This is a genomic window from Stenotrophomonas sp. SAU14A_NAIMI4_5 (genome assembly GCF_003086795.1).
Taxonomy (GTDB): domain Bacteria; phylum Pseudomonadota; class Gammaproteobacteria; order Xanthomonadales; family Xanthomonadaceae; genus Stenotrophomonas.
Genome location: NZ_CP026003.1, coordinates 2,480,519 through 2,497,829 on the forward strand (window position 1 = coordinate 2,480,519; position 17,311 = coordinate 2,497,829).

At 67.7% G+C, this 17,311-nt stretch carries 14 protein-coding genes; 3 read left to right on the plus strand and 11 right to left on the minus strand.

Going from position 1 to position 17,311, the window contains the following annotated elements; translation table 11 throughout:
* Positions 1-104: 104 nt before the first annotated feature.
* The 3 genes from C1925_RS11605 to C1925_RS11615 form a co-directional block, all read right to left on the minus strand.
* Positions 105-737 carry a hypothetical protein gene (locus C1925_RS11605; RefSeq protein WP_254051308.1) on the minus strand — a complete coding sequence of 211 codons (633 nt, stop codon included), beginning with the start codon at positions 735-737 and terminating at the stop codon, positions 105-107.
* 94 nt (positions 738-831) lie between these two features.
* Positions 832-2,391, minus strand: coding sequence for an HWE histidine kinase domain-containing protein (locus C1925_RS11610; protein WP_254051309.1), 1,560 nt, complete (start codon positions 2,389-2,391; stop codon positions 832-834).
* Between the two features lie 27 nt (positions 2,392-2,418).
* On the minus strand, positions 2,419-2,820 hold the full coding sequence (locus C1925_RS11615; RefSeq protein WP_108770692.1) for a response regulator: 402 nt from the start codon (positions 2,818-2,820) through the stop codon (positions 2,419-2,421).
* A gap of 150 nt (positions 2,821-2,970) precedes the next feature.
* Between C1925_RS11615 and C1925_RS11620 the strand changes: the two genes are divergently transcribed.
* Positions 2,971-3,369 carry an OsmC family protein gene (locus tag C1925_RS11620; RefSeq protein ID WP_108769016.1) on the plus strand — a complete coding sequence of 133 codons (399 nt, stop codon included), beginning with the start codon at positions 2,971-2,973 and terminating at the stop codon, positions 3,367-3,369.
* A gap of 10 nt (positions 3,370-3,379) precedes the next feature.
* Here C1925_RS11620 and C1925_RS11625 read toward each other — a convergent pair whose 3' ends face one another.
* Positions 3,380-3,844, minus strand: coding sequence for an Lrp/AsnC family transcriptional regulator (locus C1925_RS11625; protein ID WP_108769017.1), 465 nt, complete (start codon positions 3,842-3,844; stop codon positions 3,380-3,382).
* Between the two features lie 125 nt (positions 3,845-3,969).
* On the opposite strand from C1925_RS11625, the gene C1925_RS11630 reads away from it, so the two are divergent.
* Both C1925_RS11630 and C1925_RS11635 read left to right on the plus strand, forming a co-directional pair.
* The gene (locus C1925_RS11630; protein ID WP_108769018.1) at positions 3,970-4,704 is read left to right on the plus strand and encodes an AzlC family ABC transporter permease; all 735 of its coding nucleotides are present in this window, start codon (positions 3,970-3,972) and stop codon (positions 4,702-4,704) included.
* Positions 4,701-5,015, plus strand: a complete 315-nt coding sequence (locus C1925_RS11635) for an AzlD family protein (RefSeq protein WP_108769019.1) — start codon at positions 4,701-4,703, stop codon at positions 5,013-5,015. The genes C1925_RS11630 and C1925_RS11635 overlap by 4 nt, the downstream gene beginning before the upstream one ends.
* A gap of 45 nt (positions 5,016-5,060) precedes the next feature.
* Here the strand turns inward: C1925_RS11635 and glgX are convergent, their stop codons facing one another.
* From glgX to glgA, 7 genes are read right to left on the minus strand one after another with little or no spacing between them, the layout of a single operon-like run.
* Positions 5,061-7,181, minus strand: coding sequence for a glycogen debranching protein GlgX (gene glgX, locus C1925_RS11640; RefSeq protein ID WP_108769020.1), 2,121 nt, complete (start codon positions 7,179-7,181; stop codon positions 5,061-5,063).
* A complete protein-coding gene (locus C1925_RS11645) occupies positions 7,168-7,341 on the minus strand; it encodes a DUF2934 domain-containing protein (protein WP_108769021.1) in 174 nt (57 codons plus the stop codon). Before C1925_RS11645 ends, glgX begins: the two co-directional genes overlap by 14 nt.
* On the minus strand, positions 7,328-9,868 hold the full coding sequence (gene treY, locus C1925_RS11650) for a malto-oligosyltrehalose synthase (RefSeq protein ID WP_108769022.1): 2,541 nt from the start codon (positions 9,866-9,868) through the stop codon (positions 7,328-7,330). Before treY ends, C1925_RS11645 begins: the two co-directional genes overlap by 14 nt.
* Entirely contained in the window at positions 9,865-11,703 is a 1,839-nt protein-coding gene (locus C1925_RS11655; protein ID WP_108769023.1) for a 4-alpha-glucanotransferase, read from the minus strand. Before C1925_RS11655 ends, treY begins: the two co-directional genes overlap by 4 nt.
* A complete protein-coding gene (treZ, locus tag C1925_RS11660; protein ID WP_108769024.1) occupies positions 11,700-13,421 on the minus strand; it encodes a malto-oligosyltrehalose trehalohydrolase in 1,722 nt (573 codons plus the stop codon). Before treZ ends, C1925_RS11655 begins: the two co-directional genes overlap by 4 nt.
* Positions 13,418-15,652: a 1,4-alpha-glucan branching enzyme gene (locus C1925_RS11665; protein ID WP_108769025.1), complete on the minus strand. Its 2,235-nt coding sequence runs from the start codon at positions 15,650-15,652 to the stop codon at positions 13,418-13,420. Before C1925_RS11665 ends, treZ begins: the two co-directional genes overlap by 4 nt.
* Positions 15,649-17,193: a glycogen synthase GlgA gene (gene glgA / locus C1925_RS11670; protein WP_301553955.1), complete on the minus strand. Its 1,545-nt coding sequence runs from the start codon at positions 17,191-17,193 to the stop codon at positions 15,649-15,651. The genes C1925_RS11665 and glgA overlap by 4 nt, the downstream gene beginning before the upstream one ends.
* Positions 17,194-17,311 lie beyond the last annotated feature (118 nt).

Genomic DNA, 17,311 nt, shown 5'->3' on the forward strand with positions numbered 1-17,311 from the left:
GTTTCTTGCAAGCCAGTCGAGCAAGCTCCACTCTACAAAAAGCGGGAGCAGCCGAGCATGGGCTCGGCTCTACAAAGAGTTGGATCAGTCGAGCAAGCTCGACGCTACGGTTCCTGCCGGGTCAGTTTTCCCGGCGTCCAGTGCAGGACCCACTGATACGGCCCCTCTGGCGGGCAGACGTGGCGGAAGCCGCGGGGTATCTCGCAGACCGTCGCACCGGCGGTCACGATGAAGTCGACGATGATGCGGCTGCCCTCGATGCGGATGGACTGCACCGCACCCGGTATCTGCATGCCCGCATCATCGGCATAGCCGGATGCACGGATGGCCGCGTAATCCTCTGCATCCACCGGCGACAGGCTCTTCGGATTCTCCTTGCCGCGTGGATCATCCGGCGTCAGTGCCGTCATCACGGCAACGACGTTTCTTTGTGCGAACGTTCCCCCGGTGTAGGTGGACGTGTAGAAGTAGATGATCTCAGAACGGCCATCGCCATCCAGATCGGCCACGCCAGTCCATGCAGGTCGGAAGTCAAGTTCGATGTCATCGCCCGGAATGAGCTGCAGCGTAGCCTCGGCCGCCTTCAGCGCCTGCACCAGGCTGGGCGGCGCGGGTGCCGCCTGCAGGGGCAGGGCCAGCGCGGCCACAATCAATGCAGACAATGCGCCGGCAAAGCGACGTACGTGCATGGCGTCCCCCGTGACAGACGCGCGCGGACCGCGCACCAGCCACTGCATCCCTTCGTTCATGTGCTGCATCCTCATCCATGGCTTCAATGCCCCGGATCATCGCACAGGCCGTGCACCCGGCGCGGCCAATGCCGACGACTGCTCACCCCGTGGCCGGCGCGTCCGTCTGCAGCAGGCTGTCGCGCTCACGCAGCGGGAAGCGGATATGGGCATCTACGCCGTCAGCGCGGAACTGCAGCTGCCCGCTGCCCGCCAGTTCGTAGGGCACGCGTTTCTCGATGAGCGAGCAGCCCAGGCCCCGCCGCTGCGGCGGCGACCAGTCCGAAACCGTCACATGGTTCTCGCACCAATGCAGCGCCAGCCAGGGACTACCCCCGTCCTCCGCCTGCACGGACCACGACACGCTGATGCGGCCATTCCTGCTGATGGCGCCGTACTTCAGCGAGTTCGTCACCAGCTCATGCACGGCCAGCGACAACACCTCGGCCGCTTTCGGCGGCAGCAGCAGGTCGGGGCCCTCCAGCCCGTACTGGTCCGATCGATGCACCTGCACCGATATTTCCTCGTCCAGCATGCCGCGCAGGCACACGCCGGCATTGTCGGCGCGCGTCAGCAGCGCCTGCGTGCGGGCCAGCGACATCAGGCGGCCGCACAGGCGCTCTGCATATTCTTCGACGCTGCTTACCGTTTCCTGCGTGCGCCATGCAATGGCGTGGATCATCGCCATGATGTTGCGCACCCGATGCTGCAGCTCGGCCAACAGCACGGCCTGGCGCTCGGTTGCACGCTTCAGCGTGTCGATGTCGATGGCGATGGCGAACACGCCGGTGACCTCGCCCTGCGCATCACGCAGCGGCGCCGCTGCGATGCGTGTCCAGCGCACCTGTCCATCATCGTGGGTGAACTGGAATTCCAGCCCGGGCACCACCGTGTCGCCGCGCAGCGCACGGGCGACCGCGAAGTCCTCGGGCCCAATCGCGCTGCCATCCTCGTGCCACCCCTGCCAGCGCTGCATGTTGCCGGTGTCACGCGAAGGCAGCTCACCGGTGGGCAGGTAGGCGCGCATCTGCTCGTTGGACTGCAGCACCCGACCCTCGGTGTCGACGATGCACAGCCCCACCGGCAGCATCTGGAAGGCGAGTGACAGGCGTTCGTCACTCTGCCGCCGGCGCTGCTGCTCGTGCGCCCGCGCGGCGTGCGCCGTGTGCGCGGACGTGGTTTCGAACATGGTCACCAGCACCCCTTCGATGCGCCCGCCGGCGTCACGGATCGGGCTGTAGGTGATGGTGAACCAGATGTCTTCCAGCACGCCCTGGCGGGCCAGCGGGTAGAGCTTGTCCTCGTAGGTGATGGTCTCGCCCTGCCAGACGCGGGCATAGATGGGGCCGTTGATGTGCCACACCTCCGGCCAGCAGACACGCGTGGCCTGGCCAAGGCCGCCCGGGTGCTTGTCGGCCAGGATCTCGGCGTAGCCATCGTTGTACAGCTGGACCAGTTCCTCACCCCACAGCACGATCATCGGGAAGCCGTGGGCCAGCATCAGATCGACGGTCGCCCGCAGGTGGGGTGCCCACTCCTCGCGTGCACCCAGTGGCGTCGCCGACCAGTCGTGGGCGGCGATGCGCTCGGCCATGCCGCCACGCAGCGCGTGCAGGGGCGGCGACGTCGGCAGCACCGGCGTGGTCGCCACGGGCGAGCTCATCTGCAATCGGCTACCCATGTGCAGCCTTCACTGGCCACCTGCGGCCGCACGCGTGGCCTGCACCAGCGTCTCCAGCTGCTGGGCCAGCGCCTGGATGTGATAGGGCTTGGCACAGCGCGGCACGTCGGCGAAACGGCTGGGCACGTTGTCGTCATAGCCGGACGTCAGCAGGAAGGGGATGCCGGCTTCGACCAGGCGATCGGCCAGCGGGTAGACCTGCTGGCCACCCAGGTTGATATCCAGCAGCGCCACATCGATGGGCTGTTCATCCACCAGCCTGCCCAGCGCGGCGAGGTCGCCCGCAGGCCCGACGACCTGCACGCCCTTCAGTTCCAGGTAGTCGACCAGGAACATGGCGATGGCGAATTCATCTTCCGCCACCAGTACACGCACGCCTTCCAGGCCCGGATTATCAACGGCTTCCAACACGTACAACGCTCCTGTCCAGGCGGCACTTCCGACTGTTGCAGGCAAAGGGTGGCCAATCGGCCTACAAGAGCGCGTGACGACCGCGCACGCGCGCCCGCGCCGGGCCGGCGGCGGTACCATTTCCCGGTCTCCACTCCCCCCTGTCCCACCATGGCCTACGCCCGCATCATCTCCACCGCCGACAACTACCTGCATCACGTCAGCAACGGCACCTTCAGCGTCGACGCCGACGAGCCGGCCACGCTGGGCGGACAGGGCCGCGGCTTTGCCCCCTTCGATCTGTACCTGGCCTCGCTGGCGTCGTGCACCGCCATCACCCTGCGCATGTATGCCCAGCGCAAGGGCTGGGAACTGGGCGAATTTGGTGCCGAGCTGCGCTCCGAGCGCGACGAGGACGGTCGCCTGCACGTGCACCGGGTGCTGCATGCCAGTGCCGAGCTGAGCGATGCGCAGTGGTCGCGGCTGCTGGAGGTGGTGGAAAAGACCCCGGTGACCCTGGTGATGCGCGAAGGCGCCCGCATCACCAGCGAGCGCGGCCAGGCCGGCTGAGGGCCGGGTTTCAGAGCGGCAATTCGGTGGTCTGCTTGATCCGCTGCATCGGGATCTCGGTCTTGGTGTTCTGCACGCCGGCGATCCGGTTCAGGTGCCGGATCTGGAACTGGCGGTAGGCATCGAGATCGGCCACCGCCACCCGCAGCAGGAAATCGCAGTCGCCCGCCATCAGGTGGCACTCGAGTACTTCCGGGAAGGACTTGATGCTGTTGATGAAGTGGTTGGTGGTGTCCTCGTCCTGCCCGCGCAGCCAGACCCGCACGAACACGGTGAACCCCCGGCCCACCTTGGCCGGGTTCAGCAGCGCCACGTAGCGATCAATGTAGCCGCCCTCTTCCAGCAGGCGCACCCGGCGCAGACACGCGGAGGGTGACAGGCCCACCTGGCGGGCGAGCTCCAGGTTCTGCAGCCGGCCATCGCGCTGCAGGGCATCGAGGATGCGGCGGTCGAGGGCGTCAAGCTCGTTCTGCATGGCATTTCACCGGATTGGCACAAGAGCGCACAGGATTTCAAATAGTCGGATCATTGCGGCATCAACGCAACCCGATTCTGCGGCTTCGCCGCTAGCATGGTCGTCCCCACACACGCGATCGCTCCATGGACGCCCGCACCACCCTGCCCCTGCCCGACCCCGCCTGCGACACCGCGCCGCGTGCCGAATTCCTGCGCGGCCTGCGCGCCGCCGTCCCGGTGATGATCGGCTTCCTGCCGTTCGCCCTGGTGCTGGGTGCGCAGGCCGCACAGAAGGGCCTGAGCGCCCTGGAAGTACCGCTGATGACCGGTCTCAATTTCGCCGGCGGCTCGGAATTCGCTGCCGTCGAGCTGTGGACCTCGCCGCCGCATATCGCCCTGATCGTGGCGATCACCGCGCTGGTCAACAGCCGCCACCTGCTGATGGGCGCCAGCCTGGCCCCGCTGCTGCAGCACCTGCCGCGGCGCCGGGTACTGCCCGCACTGTTCTTCATGTGCGATGAGAGCTGGGCGCTGGGCGTGGCCGATGCCCGCCGGCGGGCGCTGGGCTTCAGCCTGGCCTATTACCTGGGTGTCTCGGCCGGCCTCTACACCGTCTGGGTGGTGTGCACGACCCTCGGCGCACTGGTCGGGCCGCTGCTGGGCGACATCCATGCCTATGGCTTCGACATGGCCTTCCCGGCCGTGTTCCTGGTCCTGCTGCGTGGCATGTGGCAGGGCATGAAGCCCGCGCGGCCCTGGCTGGTCAGCCTGGTGGTGGCGGCGGGCACCTACCTGCTGGTACCCGGCGCCTGGTACGTGGCCAGCGGCCCGCTGGCCGGCCTGGCCGCGGCGTGGCTGCTGGCGGAGGACGCAGCATGATCCTCGGCGGACTGATCCACTGGACCGCGCTGCTGACCATCGTGCTGATGGCCGCGGTCACCTATCTCACCCGCATCGTCGGCTACCTCGCCCTGCGCAACCGCACCTTGAGCAGGCGCGCGGTGACGGTGATGGAGGCGGCGCCGGGCTGCGTGCTGATCTCGGTGATCGCACCGGACTTCGTGGCAGACAACCCGGCCGACCTGGCGGCGCTGGCCATTACCCTGCTGGCCGCCACGCGGTTGTCGATGCTGCCGACGGTGCTGATCGGCGTGGTGTCGGCGGGCGTGCTGCGGTACGTGCTGGGGTGACGCGGCACCCGCCGGGCATGGCCCGGCGCTACCCTTGCCGCAGCATCACGCTGCGCTGCTGGATGCGAGCAGGCACAGGCTGCGGGCGGGCAAGGTCCATTGCCCCTCCTCATCCATCTCCAGTGGCGCGTCATCGGTCTGCAGGACTACGCGACGGAACGACAACGTCTCGTCGGAAGGGCGGAACCGTTGCTGCTGATCGCTCGGGTTCAGCAGCAGGGCCAGGCTGACATGGCGCCCGGGCTCGCGCAGTCCGCTGTCCGGGCTGCGGCCGTCCAGCACGATCAGCAACGCACGCTGCTCGGGGTTGTGCCAGTCGCCCTCGCCCATCGGCTCCCCATCGGGGCGCCGCCACTCGATGTCGCGCATTCCGAGCGACGCGTCGAAGTCGCCGGTCAGGAAGCGATTGCGTCGCAGCAGTCCATAACGCCGGCGCAATGCCAACGCGCGCCGAACGAAGGCCGCCTGCGCCTGCGGACCCGGCTGCGCCGCGCGCTCCCAGTCGATCCAGCTCAGCGGATTGTCCTGGCAGTAGGCATTGTTGTTGCCCTGCTGCGAATGGCCGAACTCATCGCCGGCCAGCAGCATCGGCGTACCCTGCGCGAGCAGCAGCGTGCCGAGCAGGTTGCGCATCTGCCGCGAACGCAGGGCGAGGATGCCCGCATCGTCGGTATCGCCTTCCACGCCGTGGTTGCACGACAGGTTGTGCGAATGGCCATCTCGGTTGTCCTCGCCATTGGCCTCGTTGTGGCGGTCGTTGTAGCTCACCAGGTCGTGCAGGGTGTAGCCATCGTGCGCTGTGACCAGGTTGATGCTGGCCGAGGGCCGGCGGCCGTGGTGGTCGAACAGGTCCGCAGACCCGGTGAAGCGGGCCGCGAACTCCGGCAACTGGCCCGCATCACCCCGCCACAGCGCACGGGTCGTGTCACGGAACCGGTCATTCCACTCGGCCCATCCCGGCGGGAACTGACCCAGCTGGTAGCCGCCGGGGCCGATGTCCCACGGCTCGGCGATCAGCTTCACCTGGCTCAGCACCGGGTCTTGGCGCACCGCATCGAGGAAGCTGCCCGACGGATCAAAGCCATGGCGCTCGCGCCCAAGGATGGTGGCGAGGTCGAAACGGAAGCCATCGACGCGCATCTCGGTCACCCAGTAGCGCAGTGAATCCATCACCATGCGCAGGGCGCCGGCGTTGGTCAGGTCGAAGGTGTTGCCTGTGCCGGTATCGTTGATATAGAAGCGGCGGTCATCGGCCAGGCGGTAGTAGCTGGCATTGTCGATGCCCTTGAACGAGAGCGTCGGCCCCAGTTCATTGCCCTCGGCGGTGTGGTTGTAGACCACGTCGAGGATCACTTCGATGCCGGCACTGTGCAGGCGGGCGATCATCTGCTTGAACTCGGCCACGGTCTCCAGCGACAGATAGCGCGGCTGCGGCGCAAAGAAGCCGATGGTGTTGTAGCCCCAGTAATTGCGCAGGCCGCGCTCCAGCAGCTGCTGGTCATCAACGTAGGCATGCACCGGCAGCAGCTCGATGGCCGTCACCCCCAGATACACCAGATGGTCCACCACCGCATCGTGCCGCAGCGCCGAGAAGGTGCCGCGCTCGGCCTGGGGGACGCCCGGATGCTGCATCGTCAGTCCACGCACGTGTGCTTCGTAGATGACCGTGCGGTCCCAGGGCGTTGCGGGCGCGCGCTCGCTGCCCCAGCTGAACGCCGGATCGATCACCGCGCAGCGCGGCATGTACGGCGCGCTGTCGCGGCGGTCGAAGCTCAGATCGCCATCGCGGTGTCCCAGCGTATAGCCGAACAGATGCGGCGCCCATTTGATCTCGCCCACGATCTGCTTGGCATAGGGGTCCAGCAGCAGCTTGTTCGGGTTGAAGCGATGCCCATCCTGCGGCGCATAGGGGCCATGCACGCGGTAGCCATAGCGCTGGCCCGGGCGCACATCCGGCAGGTAGCCATGCCACACCTCGTTGGTGTACTCCGGCAGCGCGATGCGCTCGATCTCGCGGTTGCGCGCATCAAACAGGCACAGTTCCACCCTGGTGGCATGGCGCGAATACAGCGCGAAATTCACTCCCAGCCCATCCCAGGTCGCACCCAGCGGGAACGGCCTGCCCTCGCGGACGCGCGAGGTCTGGGTCCACTTACGGGTTGCCATCGTTCTCGTCCTTACCCGCATGTAGGGCTGCTATCTCTGCTTCCACCAAACGCTCGGCCATGTGCCAATGACGTTGTTCCTGATCATCCGGGCGGCCCTCGGCCTCCCAGATCTGGTGCGCCAGCATCTCGATGCGTCGGCGTCGCTCACTGCTGTCCATCTGCCCCACTCTCCTGGCTGATCCACACCGCAACGGGGCTGCCGTCAAACAGCAGCGCATCCGAGGCGGAACCGTTGAAAATCTCCGTGCGACCGTCCAGCACGTTGTGCATCGTTCGTTGCGGCACCGCCGTCACGCGCTGCTCCGCGTCCTCGGTCCACGCAAGGGCAGGACCGGGGCATCGCTCGGCACTCGCCCTGCGCACCGCCACCAGCAGCACCTGTCCTGCGTGCTCACGCACGAAGACGAGATCTGCTGAAGCGGGATCGGACAGGTTCCGCAGCGTTCCGCACAGGAACAACGCCGGATGCTCGCGCCGCAGCTGCAGCAGCTGCGAGAGCAGGCGCATCTTCGGCGCGCCTTCGTGCCAGTCCTGCAGCAAGTCCGACCACGATCGATCATCAGCCAATGCCTGTGCGCGCTGTGCGAAATCCACGGGGCGCCGGTTATCCGGATCGACCAGACTGAGATCCCAGAACTCGGTGCCCTGGTAAATATCGGGAACACCCGGCAGGCACAGCTGCAGGCACAGCTGTGCAAGCCCGTTGCTGGCACCGGCGGCTGCCAGCGTCCTCACGAAACCCGTCATCGCATCGCGCACGCCCTGCAGTTCCCTGGCTTGCATCAAGGCCTGCAGCCACTGCTGCGCGGCGTCTTCAACGGCGAGGTCGGGATCGAGCCAGCTGCTGATCCGCTTGCCTTCCCGCAGCGCCTTGCGCAGCCACTGGTCCATGCGCTGTGGGAAGTCCGCGGCGGGCGCGCCGTGCATCGGCCAGGCGCCGACCAGCGCCTGCCACAGCGCATAGCTTTCGGCAGCGGGCAATGGCATAGGCATCGTTGCCGCCGCGCACTGCTGCTCCCAATCGGCCAGCGCCGACTGCCATGCCCCGACATCGCTGCTGATCAGCGCCAGGCGCGCACGCACATCCGGGCCGCGTTTATGGTCGTGTGTAGCCAGGGCCAGCATCGCAAGCGGGTGCTGGCGCGCACGGGCCGCGGCAATTTCAACCAACGCTTCGCCGTCAAGCCCGATGCGCTGCGGATCGCTTCCAACCTCGTTGCGTGACAGCGCACGGAAGTAGCGATAGAACGCCGTGTCTTCCACCGCCTTGGCATTGAGCGGTGCCGAAAGCTGGCCGAACCGCACGCGAAGTTCCTGGCTCTCGGGCGACTGCAGGGCGCTGACCAGCAGGCTCACGGCCGCGCGCCCCGCGGCGTCGAGACCCTGCACGGCAGCTGCTTCGGCCCTGGCCAGAAAACTCCGCTCGGCCGTTGTCTGCAATGCGTAGGGGCGATAGACCGGATAGTGGCGCAGCAGCGCGCAGAGTGCCCGACGCAACATCGCGTCGCTGATGTCACTGAGGCCTGCCGCCTCACCGACTGTCTGCCGCACACAGACCAGCAGTCGCTGCAGGTCTGCGTGCAGCGATCCATCCAGCAGTGCATCGCGGGCCGTCTGCTGCACCTGCTCCAGACTGCGCGTGTCGCCTGAGCGCGCCTGCCACTGGTCACTCAAGGCCTTCGCCGAATCGGGTGCATGCAGCCACGCACCGGCCTGGTCCATGAAGTCGTAGCCCGTGGTGCCATTGCACGCCCAGCCGGCAGGCAATGCCTCACCCTCGGCGAGGATCTTTTCCACGTGCAGGGTGATGTCCGCACCACGACGACCGCAGGCTTCTGCGGCGGCATCGAGATGTGCCCGCAGCCGCTGCAGGTAACCGCCTGGATCGGCCAGACCGTCGATGTGGTCGATCCTCAGGCCATCCACCCAGCCCTCGCGCACCAGCCGCAGCGGCAGCGCATGCACGGCATCGAAGACGTCCTCGCGCTCGACCCGCAACGCGGCCAGCGAGGTGATGTCGAAGAAGCGCCGATAGTTGACCTGGTCGCCGCCGGTACGCCACCACGCCAGGTGATAGTGCTGCCGCTGAAGCAGCATGTGCATGCGCTCCGCGGAGCGGTTGCAGCGCTCGATCCAGCCCTGGCGGGCGCCAGGCTGCAACGGATAGCTGCGCGGCGACAACGGCAGGCGCAGATCGTGATGGACCAGGCAGGGCTGGTCCTTGAACTCTTCTACTCGCAGAACGCCAGCCTCGATGGCCCCCTGCAGCGGTCGGTCAAGCACGGGCAGCCAGAGCCGCTGACCCGCGCCGGCCGCCTCCCAGTCGATGTCGAACCACTGCGCATGGCGGCTGCGCCGCCCGTGCATCAGCACGTCCGACCACCACGGATTCTGCGGCGCGGCGGCCAGATGGTTGGGCACGATGTCCAGCAGCAGCCCCAGCTCACGCTCGCGGGCGCGACGCGCCAGCCGCAGGAAGCCGTCCGCGCCGCCCAGTTCCGGGTTGATCCGGGTGGGATCAATGCCGTCGTAACCGTGCGTGGAACCCGGCATCGCTGCGGCGATGGGTGACAGATACAGGTGACTGACGCCCAGCGTGGCGAAATAGTCCGCCTGTGCCGCCGCTGCATCGAAATCAAAGCCGGCATGCAGCTGCAGGCGTGCGGTCGCGCGAAGTGCGGTCATGCGTGGCCTCCGTCGCGACCCGCGCTGACGCGCTGCAGCCGCGACTGCAGTGCGGCCTCATTCCAGTGCAGCGGCAAGCGCCGCCGCCAGTTCGGGTGGCCACCGACGGTACCCGGCAGGTTGACCTGTGTACGCAGTCCCAGCGCGTCTTCCAATGGAAGGAGGGCCAGCCGCGAGGGGGTCCTGGCCAGCAGGCCCAGTGCATCGTCTTCCACGCAATCTCCATGAATCAGGTCGGACAGGGCCACGGCATCCAGGCGCCGTTGCCCCAGTGCTGAGGGCAGGTCTTCGATTTCGCCCAGCCGTGCGCGCCAGCGCAGATCACGCCCGCGCAGCCAGCCGGCCAGCGGCGGCAGATCGTGGGTCGACGGCATGGCGACGGCGTCGCGGCGCCAGCGTTCGGAAGGCAGGAAGCCCGCCGCATCACGGGTGAACGGCAGGACATCCACACCCAGCACACCGCGCGCGGCCAGCTGCTGGCGGATGCCTGCCGGAACCACACCCAGGTCCTCACCGATCACCAGGCACTGGTGCCGCCACGATTCCAGCACCAGCAGGTTCAACAGATCCTGCAGCGGAAACTGCAGATAGACCCCGTCGCGGGCGGATGCGCCCTGCGGCAGCACCCACAGCCGGTGCAGGCCGAGGATATGGTCGATGCGCACGCCACCACGGCCGGCCATGACCGCCCGCAACAGGTGGATGAAGGGCGCATAGCCCTGGCTGCGCAGGGCCAGCGGCGAGAAGCTGGTGATGCCCCACGCCTGGCCCAGGGTATTGAAGGCATCAGGTGGCGCACCCAGCTCCAGGCCGGCCAGCATGGCGTGGGCCTGCGTTCGCGCTTCGGCACCGTCGGGTGCGCAGCCCACCGCCAGATCGGCAATCAGGCCGATGGCCGCGCCATTGCTGCGGGCCTGCGAGTGCAGCTGTGTCCAGCAGCGCTGCGCGACCCACTGTGCGAAGGCGTGGTCCTGCGCGTTGCCACTGCGGGCATCGGCCGCCAGCGCAGCGTATTCCTGCAGCGCCGCGCCTGCTTGGTCCTGCCATTGGCAGACCTCGGCCCACAGATCGGGTTGCGCCTGCTGCAGCTGCCGTCGCGTGGCGAGCAGCCAGCGCCACTTGAGGTCAGCCGCACCGGGCCAGTCGATCCGCCGCGCGGCCGTAGCAGCGTTCACCGCCTCGGCCAGCGCTGGATCCTCCGACAGCACGGCGCGGGCGGCATCCGGTAGCGCCTGCAACAACGAGGCCTGCAGCGGGTCGAGCCAGCGGCGGTCGCTGGGCGAATATGGACTGTAGCCGGCACCCGGCGGCAAGCCGGCGTGCATCGGGCTGAGCGCAAGCGCCTGCCCACCGTGCTGCCCCAGCCGCTGCAGCCATGGTGCACAACCGGCACTGTCTCCGATGCCGGCATCGCCTGCGCTGCGCAGGCTGTAGACCTGCGCCGCCAGGCCCCAGCCTCGGTCGAGATGCGCGGGCCACCAAGCCTTCTGCGGTGCGACGGCGACCGCGATGCGACGCGGCCCCTGCTGCCAGTGCCAGTAGCCAGGCTGCAGCGGCACCGGCCATCGCCCAGCCGCATCCTGCTGCGCATCGCATTGCCGGCCGGTCTCATCGACCCAGCACGCTGCGCCTGCAGCACCCGGCAGGACCACCGCCTCCCCGCAGATCGCGGTGTGCAGTAGCGCACCCGCCGTTTCCGCCTGCGGCTGCAGCACCTGCAGAACAGCGCGCAGCACCTCCGGCGCCACCTCGCAATGCCGCCCGGCAACATCCTCCCACTGCGGCATCAGCCCCGCAGAACGCGCGGCTGCCTGCAGCGCTATATCGCCGCTCATGCCGGCAGCCAGCGCAGCTGCAGACCACCGCCCGCCTGCAGCCACGGGCCGGTGGGCAGATCCAGCAGCGATTCTCCGTCAGGCAGCGAGTGCGGCACTTCGGCAGGCCCTGCGTTGATGGCGATCCACCATTGCCCGACAGGCAACTGCCACCCCGCCTGCACCGCGCCCGTGCCCAGCACCGTCGCGCCCAGCGAGCGCGCCTGCTCGAGCCCGGGCTGCAGGCAGCGTCGGCGCAGGGCGAGCAGATCGCGAAGCCACGCCAGCGAGTCCTGTGCCGCAAATCCGGCGGCCGGTGGCGGCACATACGATGCCTGCAGCGTCGCGGGATCATTCGGGTCGGGAATCCGCGCCCGCGAGGCGGCGTCGGCAAATGCGCTGAAGCCAGCGAACTCACGTCGACGCCCTTCGCGCACTGCTTCGTCCAGCGGCGCGTGGTAATCGGTGAAGAACAGGAACGGTGACGTGGCCTGCCACGGCTCGCCCATGAACAGCAGCGGCACCATGGGCGTCAGCACAGTCAGCGCGGTGGCCATGCGCAGCGCCGGAGGCTCCAGCAGCTGGCTCAGGCGCTCACCAAAGGCGCGATTGCCAACCTGATCGTGGTTCTGCGCGAACACGACGAAACGCGACGGCGGCAGGTCGCCACTCGCCTCGCCACGGGCCTCGCCATGCAGGTCGGGCTCACCCTGCCAGGCGAAGCCCTCAGCCAGGCAGCGCGCCAGCAGCGCTTCGGCACGGCCCGCGTAGGCGGCGTAGTAACCTTCGTGCTCGCCGGTCAGCAGCACATGCAGCGCATTGTGGAAGTCGTCATTCCACTGCGCCTGGTAGGCGCCTCGCAACCAGCGCGCCTGGTTGCGCTCGTTTTCCAGCACCAGGTGCGCGCGCGGCACCTCGGTGCGGATCGCATCGCTCAGCTGCTGCAGGAAGCGGTCATCATCGATGGCGTGCACCGCATCCAGGCGCAGCCCGTCAAACCGATACTCCTGCAGCCACATCAGCGCGTTGTCGATGAAGAAGCGCTTCACATGCGGCTGTTCGAAATTGATGGCCTCACCCCACGGGGTGTTGCGACCGCTGTGGAAGAAGTCCTTGGCATACTGCGCCAGATGGTTGCCCTGTGGCCCGAAGTGGTTGTAGACCACATCCAGCAGCACCGCCAGGCCGGCGGCATGCGCCGCATCGACGAATCGCTTCAGTGCTTCGGGTCCGCCATAGGCCTGTGCCGGGGCGTAGGGAAATACACCGTCATAGCCCCAGTTGCGGCTCCCTGGGAACTGCGCCACCGGCATCAGCTCGATGGCGGTGATGCCCGTCGCCGCCAGCATCGGCAGCTGCGCCGTCAGCGCGGCAAATCCGCCGGCTGCCTCGACGTGCACCTCGTAGATCACCATGTCCGGCCAGGCGACGCCGCCCCAATCCCGCGTCTGCCAGGCATACGCATCCTCGGCCAGGACGGCGCTGGGGCCTTCAACACCCTCGGGCTGCCAGCGCGAAGCGGGATCCGGCACCTCGCTGCCATCCGGCAGGCGGAAGCGATAACGATCGCCCTGCCCCGCCGTCGTGCGGATCCAATGCAGGCCATCGGCCTGCCGAAGCATCGGTAACGTGGCGCCGCCCAGTACCAGCTCCACCTGGCTGATGTCAGGCGCCCACAGCCTGAACTCCACCATCCCCGCGCCCGCTGGCCACGCACCCAGACGACCGGCAGCGGTCATGCGACAACCTGCAGGTACAGCGTGGACATCGGCGGCAGGGTCAGTCGCAGTGATTGCGCGTGCCCGTGCATCGGTCTCGCATCGGTGGCCACCGCGCCCAGATTGCCGGCGTTGCCGCCTGCATAATGGTGGCTGTCGGTGTTCAACCGCTCCGACCACAGGCCGGATTCGGGTACGCCAACGCGGTAGCCCTCGCGGCGCACAGGCGTGAAATTGCTGACCACCAGCATCGCCGGTGCGTCGCCGGTCGGGTCCTGCCGGATGAAGGCGTAAACGCTGTTACGGCTGTCGTCGGCCACACTCCAGGCAAAGCCGCGCTCGTCGCGCTCATCGCGATGCAGTGCGGGCTGATGCAGCAGTTGTGCATTCAGATCACCGACCAGACGCATCAATCCGCCGCCCTCGGCTGTCGCCGCCTGCTCCCATTCCAGTCCGCGCTGGTGTGCCCACTCGCCCGACTGACCGAACTCGCCCCCCATGAACAGCAGTTTGCTGCCCGGGTGCGCCCACATGAAGGCGTAGTACGCCCGCAGCTGTGCGAACTGCTGGACGCGGTCGCCCGCCATCTTGGTGAGCAGCGAGCCTTTGCCGTGCACCACCTCGTCATGCGACAGCGGCAACACAAAACGTTCTGAGAAGGCATAGACCAGGCCGAAGCTGATCTCGCTGTGATGATGCGGGCGATGCACCGGGTCGCGCTGCAGGTAGTGCAGCGTGTCGTGCATCCAGCCCATGTTCCATTTGTGGGTAAAGCCCAGCCCGCCGCCGGCCACCGCATTGGTCACACCGGGCCAGGCCGTGCTCTCCTCGGCGATCACCAGCACGTCCGGGAAACGCTCGCGCAGGGTCTGGTTCATGCGCTGCAGGAAGGCCACCGCCTCCAGGTTCTCGCGGCCGCCCTGTGCATTGGGCACCCACTGCCCCTCGGGGCGGCTGTAATCGCGATACAGCATCGACGCCACTGCATCCACGCGCAGTCCGTCGATGTGGAAGTGCTCGATCCACTCCAGGGCGCTGCCAATCAGGTAGGCCGACACTTCATTGCGGCCGTAGTTGTAGATCAGCGTGTCCCAGTCGGCATGCTTGCCCTCACGGGGATCGGCGTGTTCGTACAGGGCGGTGCCATCGAAGCGCGCCAGACCGTGGGCATCGTCGGGGAAATGCGCGCTGACCCAATCAACGATCACGCCCAGACCGGCCTGGTGACAGCGGTCCACGAAGCGGGCAAAGGCTTCCGGGGTGCCGTAGCGCGCCGTCGGTGCGTAGATGCCCAGCGGCTGGTAGCCCCAGGAGCCACCAAAGGGATGCTCACTGATCGGCAGCAGCTCGATGTGGGTGAAGCCCAGCCCGGTGACGTGGGGGATCAGCCGATCCGCCAGTGCATCCCAATCCAGCACGCTGCCATCCTCGGCGCGCTGCCAGGATCCCGCGTGTACCTCATAGATGGACAACGGCGCGTTGATGCCCTGCCGGCTGCGCCGCTGCAGCCAAGCTTGGTCGGTCCACTGCAGCGGCGCGGCAGACACCACGCGTGAGGCGGTGGCGGGTGAGCGCTCGGCCCAGCGTGCCATCGGGTCGAGTTTGTCGGGCAGGGTCTGGCCGTCTGCGCCGATCAGACGGAACTTGTAGCACGCGCCCGGCCGCACCCCGGGGATGAACAGCTCCCACACGCCTGCGGCATGGCGCAACCGCATCGGGTGGCGGCGACCGTCCCAGCCATTGAAGTCGCCGACGACCGCCACGCGCTGCGCGTTCGGTGCCCAGACGGCGAAACGCACGCCCTCGATGCCTTCAACGGTCATTTCGGTAGCGCCCAGCGCGCGCACCGCTTCGGCGTCGCCCTGGTGGATACGCTGCAGCAGCGCCTCATCCAGCAGCGGGCCGAACGCATATGCGTCGTGCACCTGCTCGACGCCATCGGGGAAGTGCAGCGCCAGTAGCGGGACCGCGTCGGCACCGGCGCGCCCCTCGAACAGGCCCGGCAGATCAGTGCAACGGAGGTCCCAGCGGCGGCCGCTGCCCTCGATCACCTCCACCCGCTGTGCGTTCGGAACCAGCGCGCGGATCACACGACCACCGTTGCCATCGGCATGCGGGCCCAACCAGGCGAACGCATCGGCCGGGCGACCCTGCACCAGCGCCTGCAACTCGGCCGCCATCGGCGCAACCTCATCACCCTGCGTCACCGCGTCGTAGTCGAATGCCACCGCACCCCGCCCCTCGTCGTTCATGCAGCCACCTGGCAGGTCTGCTGGTACAGCGCCAGGTAGGCCTTGCCGGCCGTTTCCCAACCGCCCGGACGCAGCATCGCCGCACGTCGCATCGCGTGCATCAGTGCCGGCAGCCGGAACGTGCGCATCGCCCGCTCCACGCAGCGGCGCAGCCCATCGGCATTGGCACCATGGAACAGGAACCCGGTCACGCCGTCCTCGACCGTATCAACCAATCCGCCCGTCGCGTGCGCGACCGGCAGGCAGCCAAAGCGCTGTGCATACATCTGGCTGAGGCCGCAGGGTTCGAAGCGCGAGGGCATCAGCAGGAAATCAGCGCCGGCGAACATCTGCCGCGCCAGGCCCTCCTCGAAGCCGATGAAGGCGCCGACCCGCCCGGGGTAGCGCTGGGCCAGTGCCTGCACCTGCGCTTCCACCTGCGGCTCGCCACCGCCGATCACCACCAGCTGGCCACCGGCCGCCACAATCTGCGGGGCGACGTCACAGGTGATGTCCAGGCCCTTCTGATGGACCAGACGCGAGACCACGGCGAACAAGGGGCCCGACGAGGGCTGCAGCCCAAAGGCCTGGCGCACGGCCTGCGCATTCTCTTCACGGCCCGCGCACTGGCCGATGCTGAAACGTGCCTTCAGGTGAATGTCACGGCGCGGATCCCAGCTGGCGTCGATGCCGTTGACGATGCCACTGAGGTGTCCACCGGCAGCGCGTTGCGCCAGCAGTTCGTGCAGGCCACAGCCATCCTCGGCAGCGGTGATCTGCTGCGCATAGCGCAGGCTGACCGTGTTCAGGCGGGTGGCATTGGCAATGCCGCCCTGCAGGAAGGACATATGGCCATGGAAATGCAGTTCGTCCAGATGCTCCGCAGGTACGCCGAGGGTCGGCGCCAGAGCAAACGGGAACAGCCCCTGGTAGGCCAGGTTGTGGATGGTCAGCAGGGTCGGCACCGCGGTTCGATCCCAGCGTACATAGGCAGCGGCCATCGCCACCGGCCAGTCGTTCAGGTGCAGCAGCTGCGGCGCCCAGTCCAGCCCGGCACGACCGGCGGCCACTTCCGCAGCGGCATGGGACAAGGTGGCAAAACGCACCGCGTTGTCCTGCCATTCGCGGCCCTGCGCATCCACGTAGGGCGAACCCTCGCGCTCGTACAGCGCCGGCGACAGCAGCACATAGATAGGAAGGCCATCGGCCTGGAGCGCCATGGCCACGGTGCAGGCCGGCAGCCCGGCACGCCCGGCGACGCGACCTACCTCACGCAGATGCGGCAGGCGCTGCAGCACTTCGGGATAGCCCGGCAACAGCACGCGTGCATCACAGCCGCTGCGCACCGCGCGCGGCAGCGCGGCTGCCACATCACCCAGGCCGCCGGCCTTGATGAAGTCCGCCATTTCGGTGGCAACGAACAGTACCCGCTGCACCAGCTCCGGCAGTTCGATCGGCTGTGATGGGCCACGGCGGGTGCCGATCGGCACCAGGTCGAGGGCGGGCAGGACAGTCTCTGCAACGGGATCGTGCAGGGAATCGGCGACGAGGTCGAGGGCCATGGTGAACTTCTCTGAATCAGTCAGGCAGACGCCAGCCACGCCCGAATGGGCGCCAGGTCTGGGAAGGAAGTCGTCGCGGAACGTGGGGGACGTTTGCGTAGGCTCTACGCGAATGTGC

Excerpts from the sequence above, each read along its gene's own strand:
- C1925_RS11645 (WP_108769021.1), bottom strand. The coding sequence starts at position 7,341 with ATGGACAGCAGTGAGCGACGCCGACGCATCGAGATGCTGGCGCACCAG.
- C1925_RS11605 (WP_254051308.1), bottom strand. The coding sequence starts at position 737 with ATGCAGTGGCTGGTGCGCGGTCCGCGCGCGTCTGTCACGGGGGACGCC.
- C1925_RS11610 (WP_254051309.1), bottom strand. The coding sequence starts at position 2,391 with ATGAGCTCGCCCGTGGCGACCACGCCGGTGCTGCCGACGTCGCCGCCC.
- C1925_RS11625 (WP_108769017.1), bottom strand. The coding sequence starts at position 3,844 with ATGCAGAACGAGCTTGACGCCCTCGACCGCCGCATCCTCGATGCCCTG.
- C1925_RS11655 (WP_108769023.1), bottom strand. The coding sequence starts at position 11,703 with ATGAGCGGCGATATAGCGCTGCAGGCAGCCGCGCGTTCTGCGGGGCTG.
- C1925_RS11620 (WP_108769016.1), top strand. The coding sequence starts at position 2,971 with ATGGCCTACGCCCGCATCATCTCCACCGCCGACAACTACCTGCATCAC.
- treZ (WP_108769024.1), bottom strand. The coding sequence starts at position 13,421 with ATGACCGCTGCCGGTCGTCTGGGTGCGTGGCCAGCGGGCGCGGGGATG.
- glgA (WP_301553955.1), bottom strand. The coding sequence starts at position 17,193 with ATGGCCCTCGACCTCGTCGCCGATTCCCTGCACGATCCCGTTGCAGAG.
- C1925_RS11635 (WP_108769019.1), top strand. The coding sequence starts at position 4,701 with ATGATCCTCGGCGGACTGATCCACTGGACCGCGCTGCTGACCATCGTG.
- treY (WP_108769022.1), bottom strand. The coding sequence starts at position 9,868 with ATGACCGCACTTCGCGCGACCGCACGCCTGCAGCTGCATGCCGGCTTT.
- C1925_RS11630 (WP_108769018.1), top strand. The coding sequence starts at position 3,970 with ATGGACGCCCGCACCACCCTGCCCCTGCCCGACCCCGCCTGCGACACC.
- glgX (WP_108769020.1), bottom strand. The coding sequence starts at position 7,181 with ATGGCAACCCGTAAGTGGACCCAGACCTCGCGCGTCCGCGAGGGCAGG.
- C1925_RS11665 (WP_108769025.1), bottom strand. The coding sequence starts at position 15,652 with ATGAACGACGAGGGGCGGGGTGCGGTGGCATTCGACTACGACGCGGTG.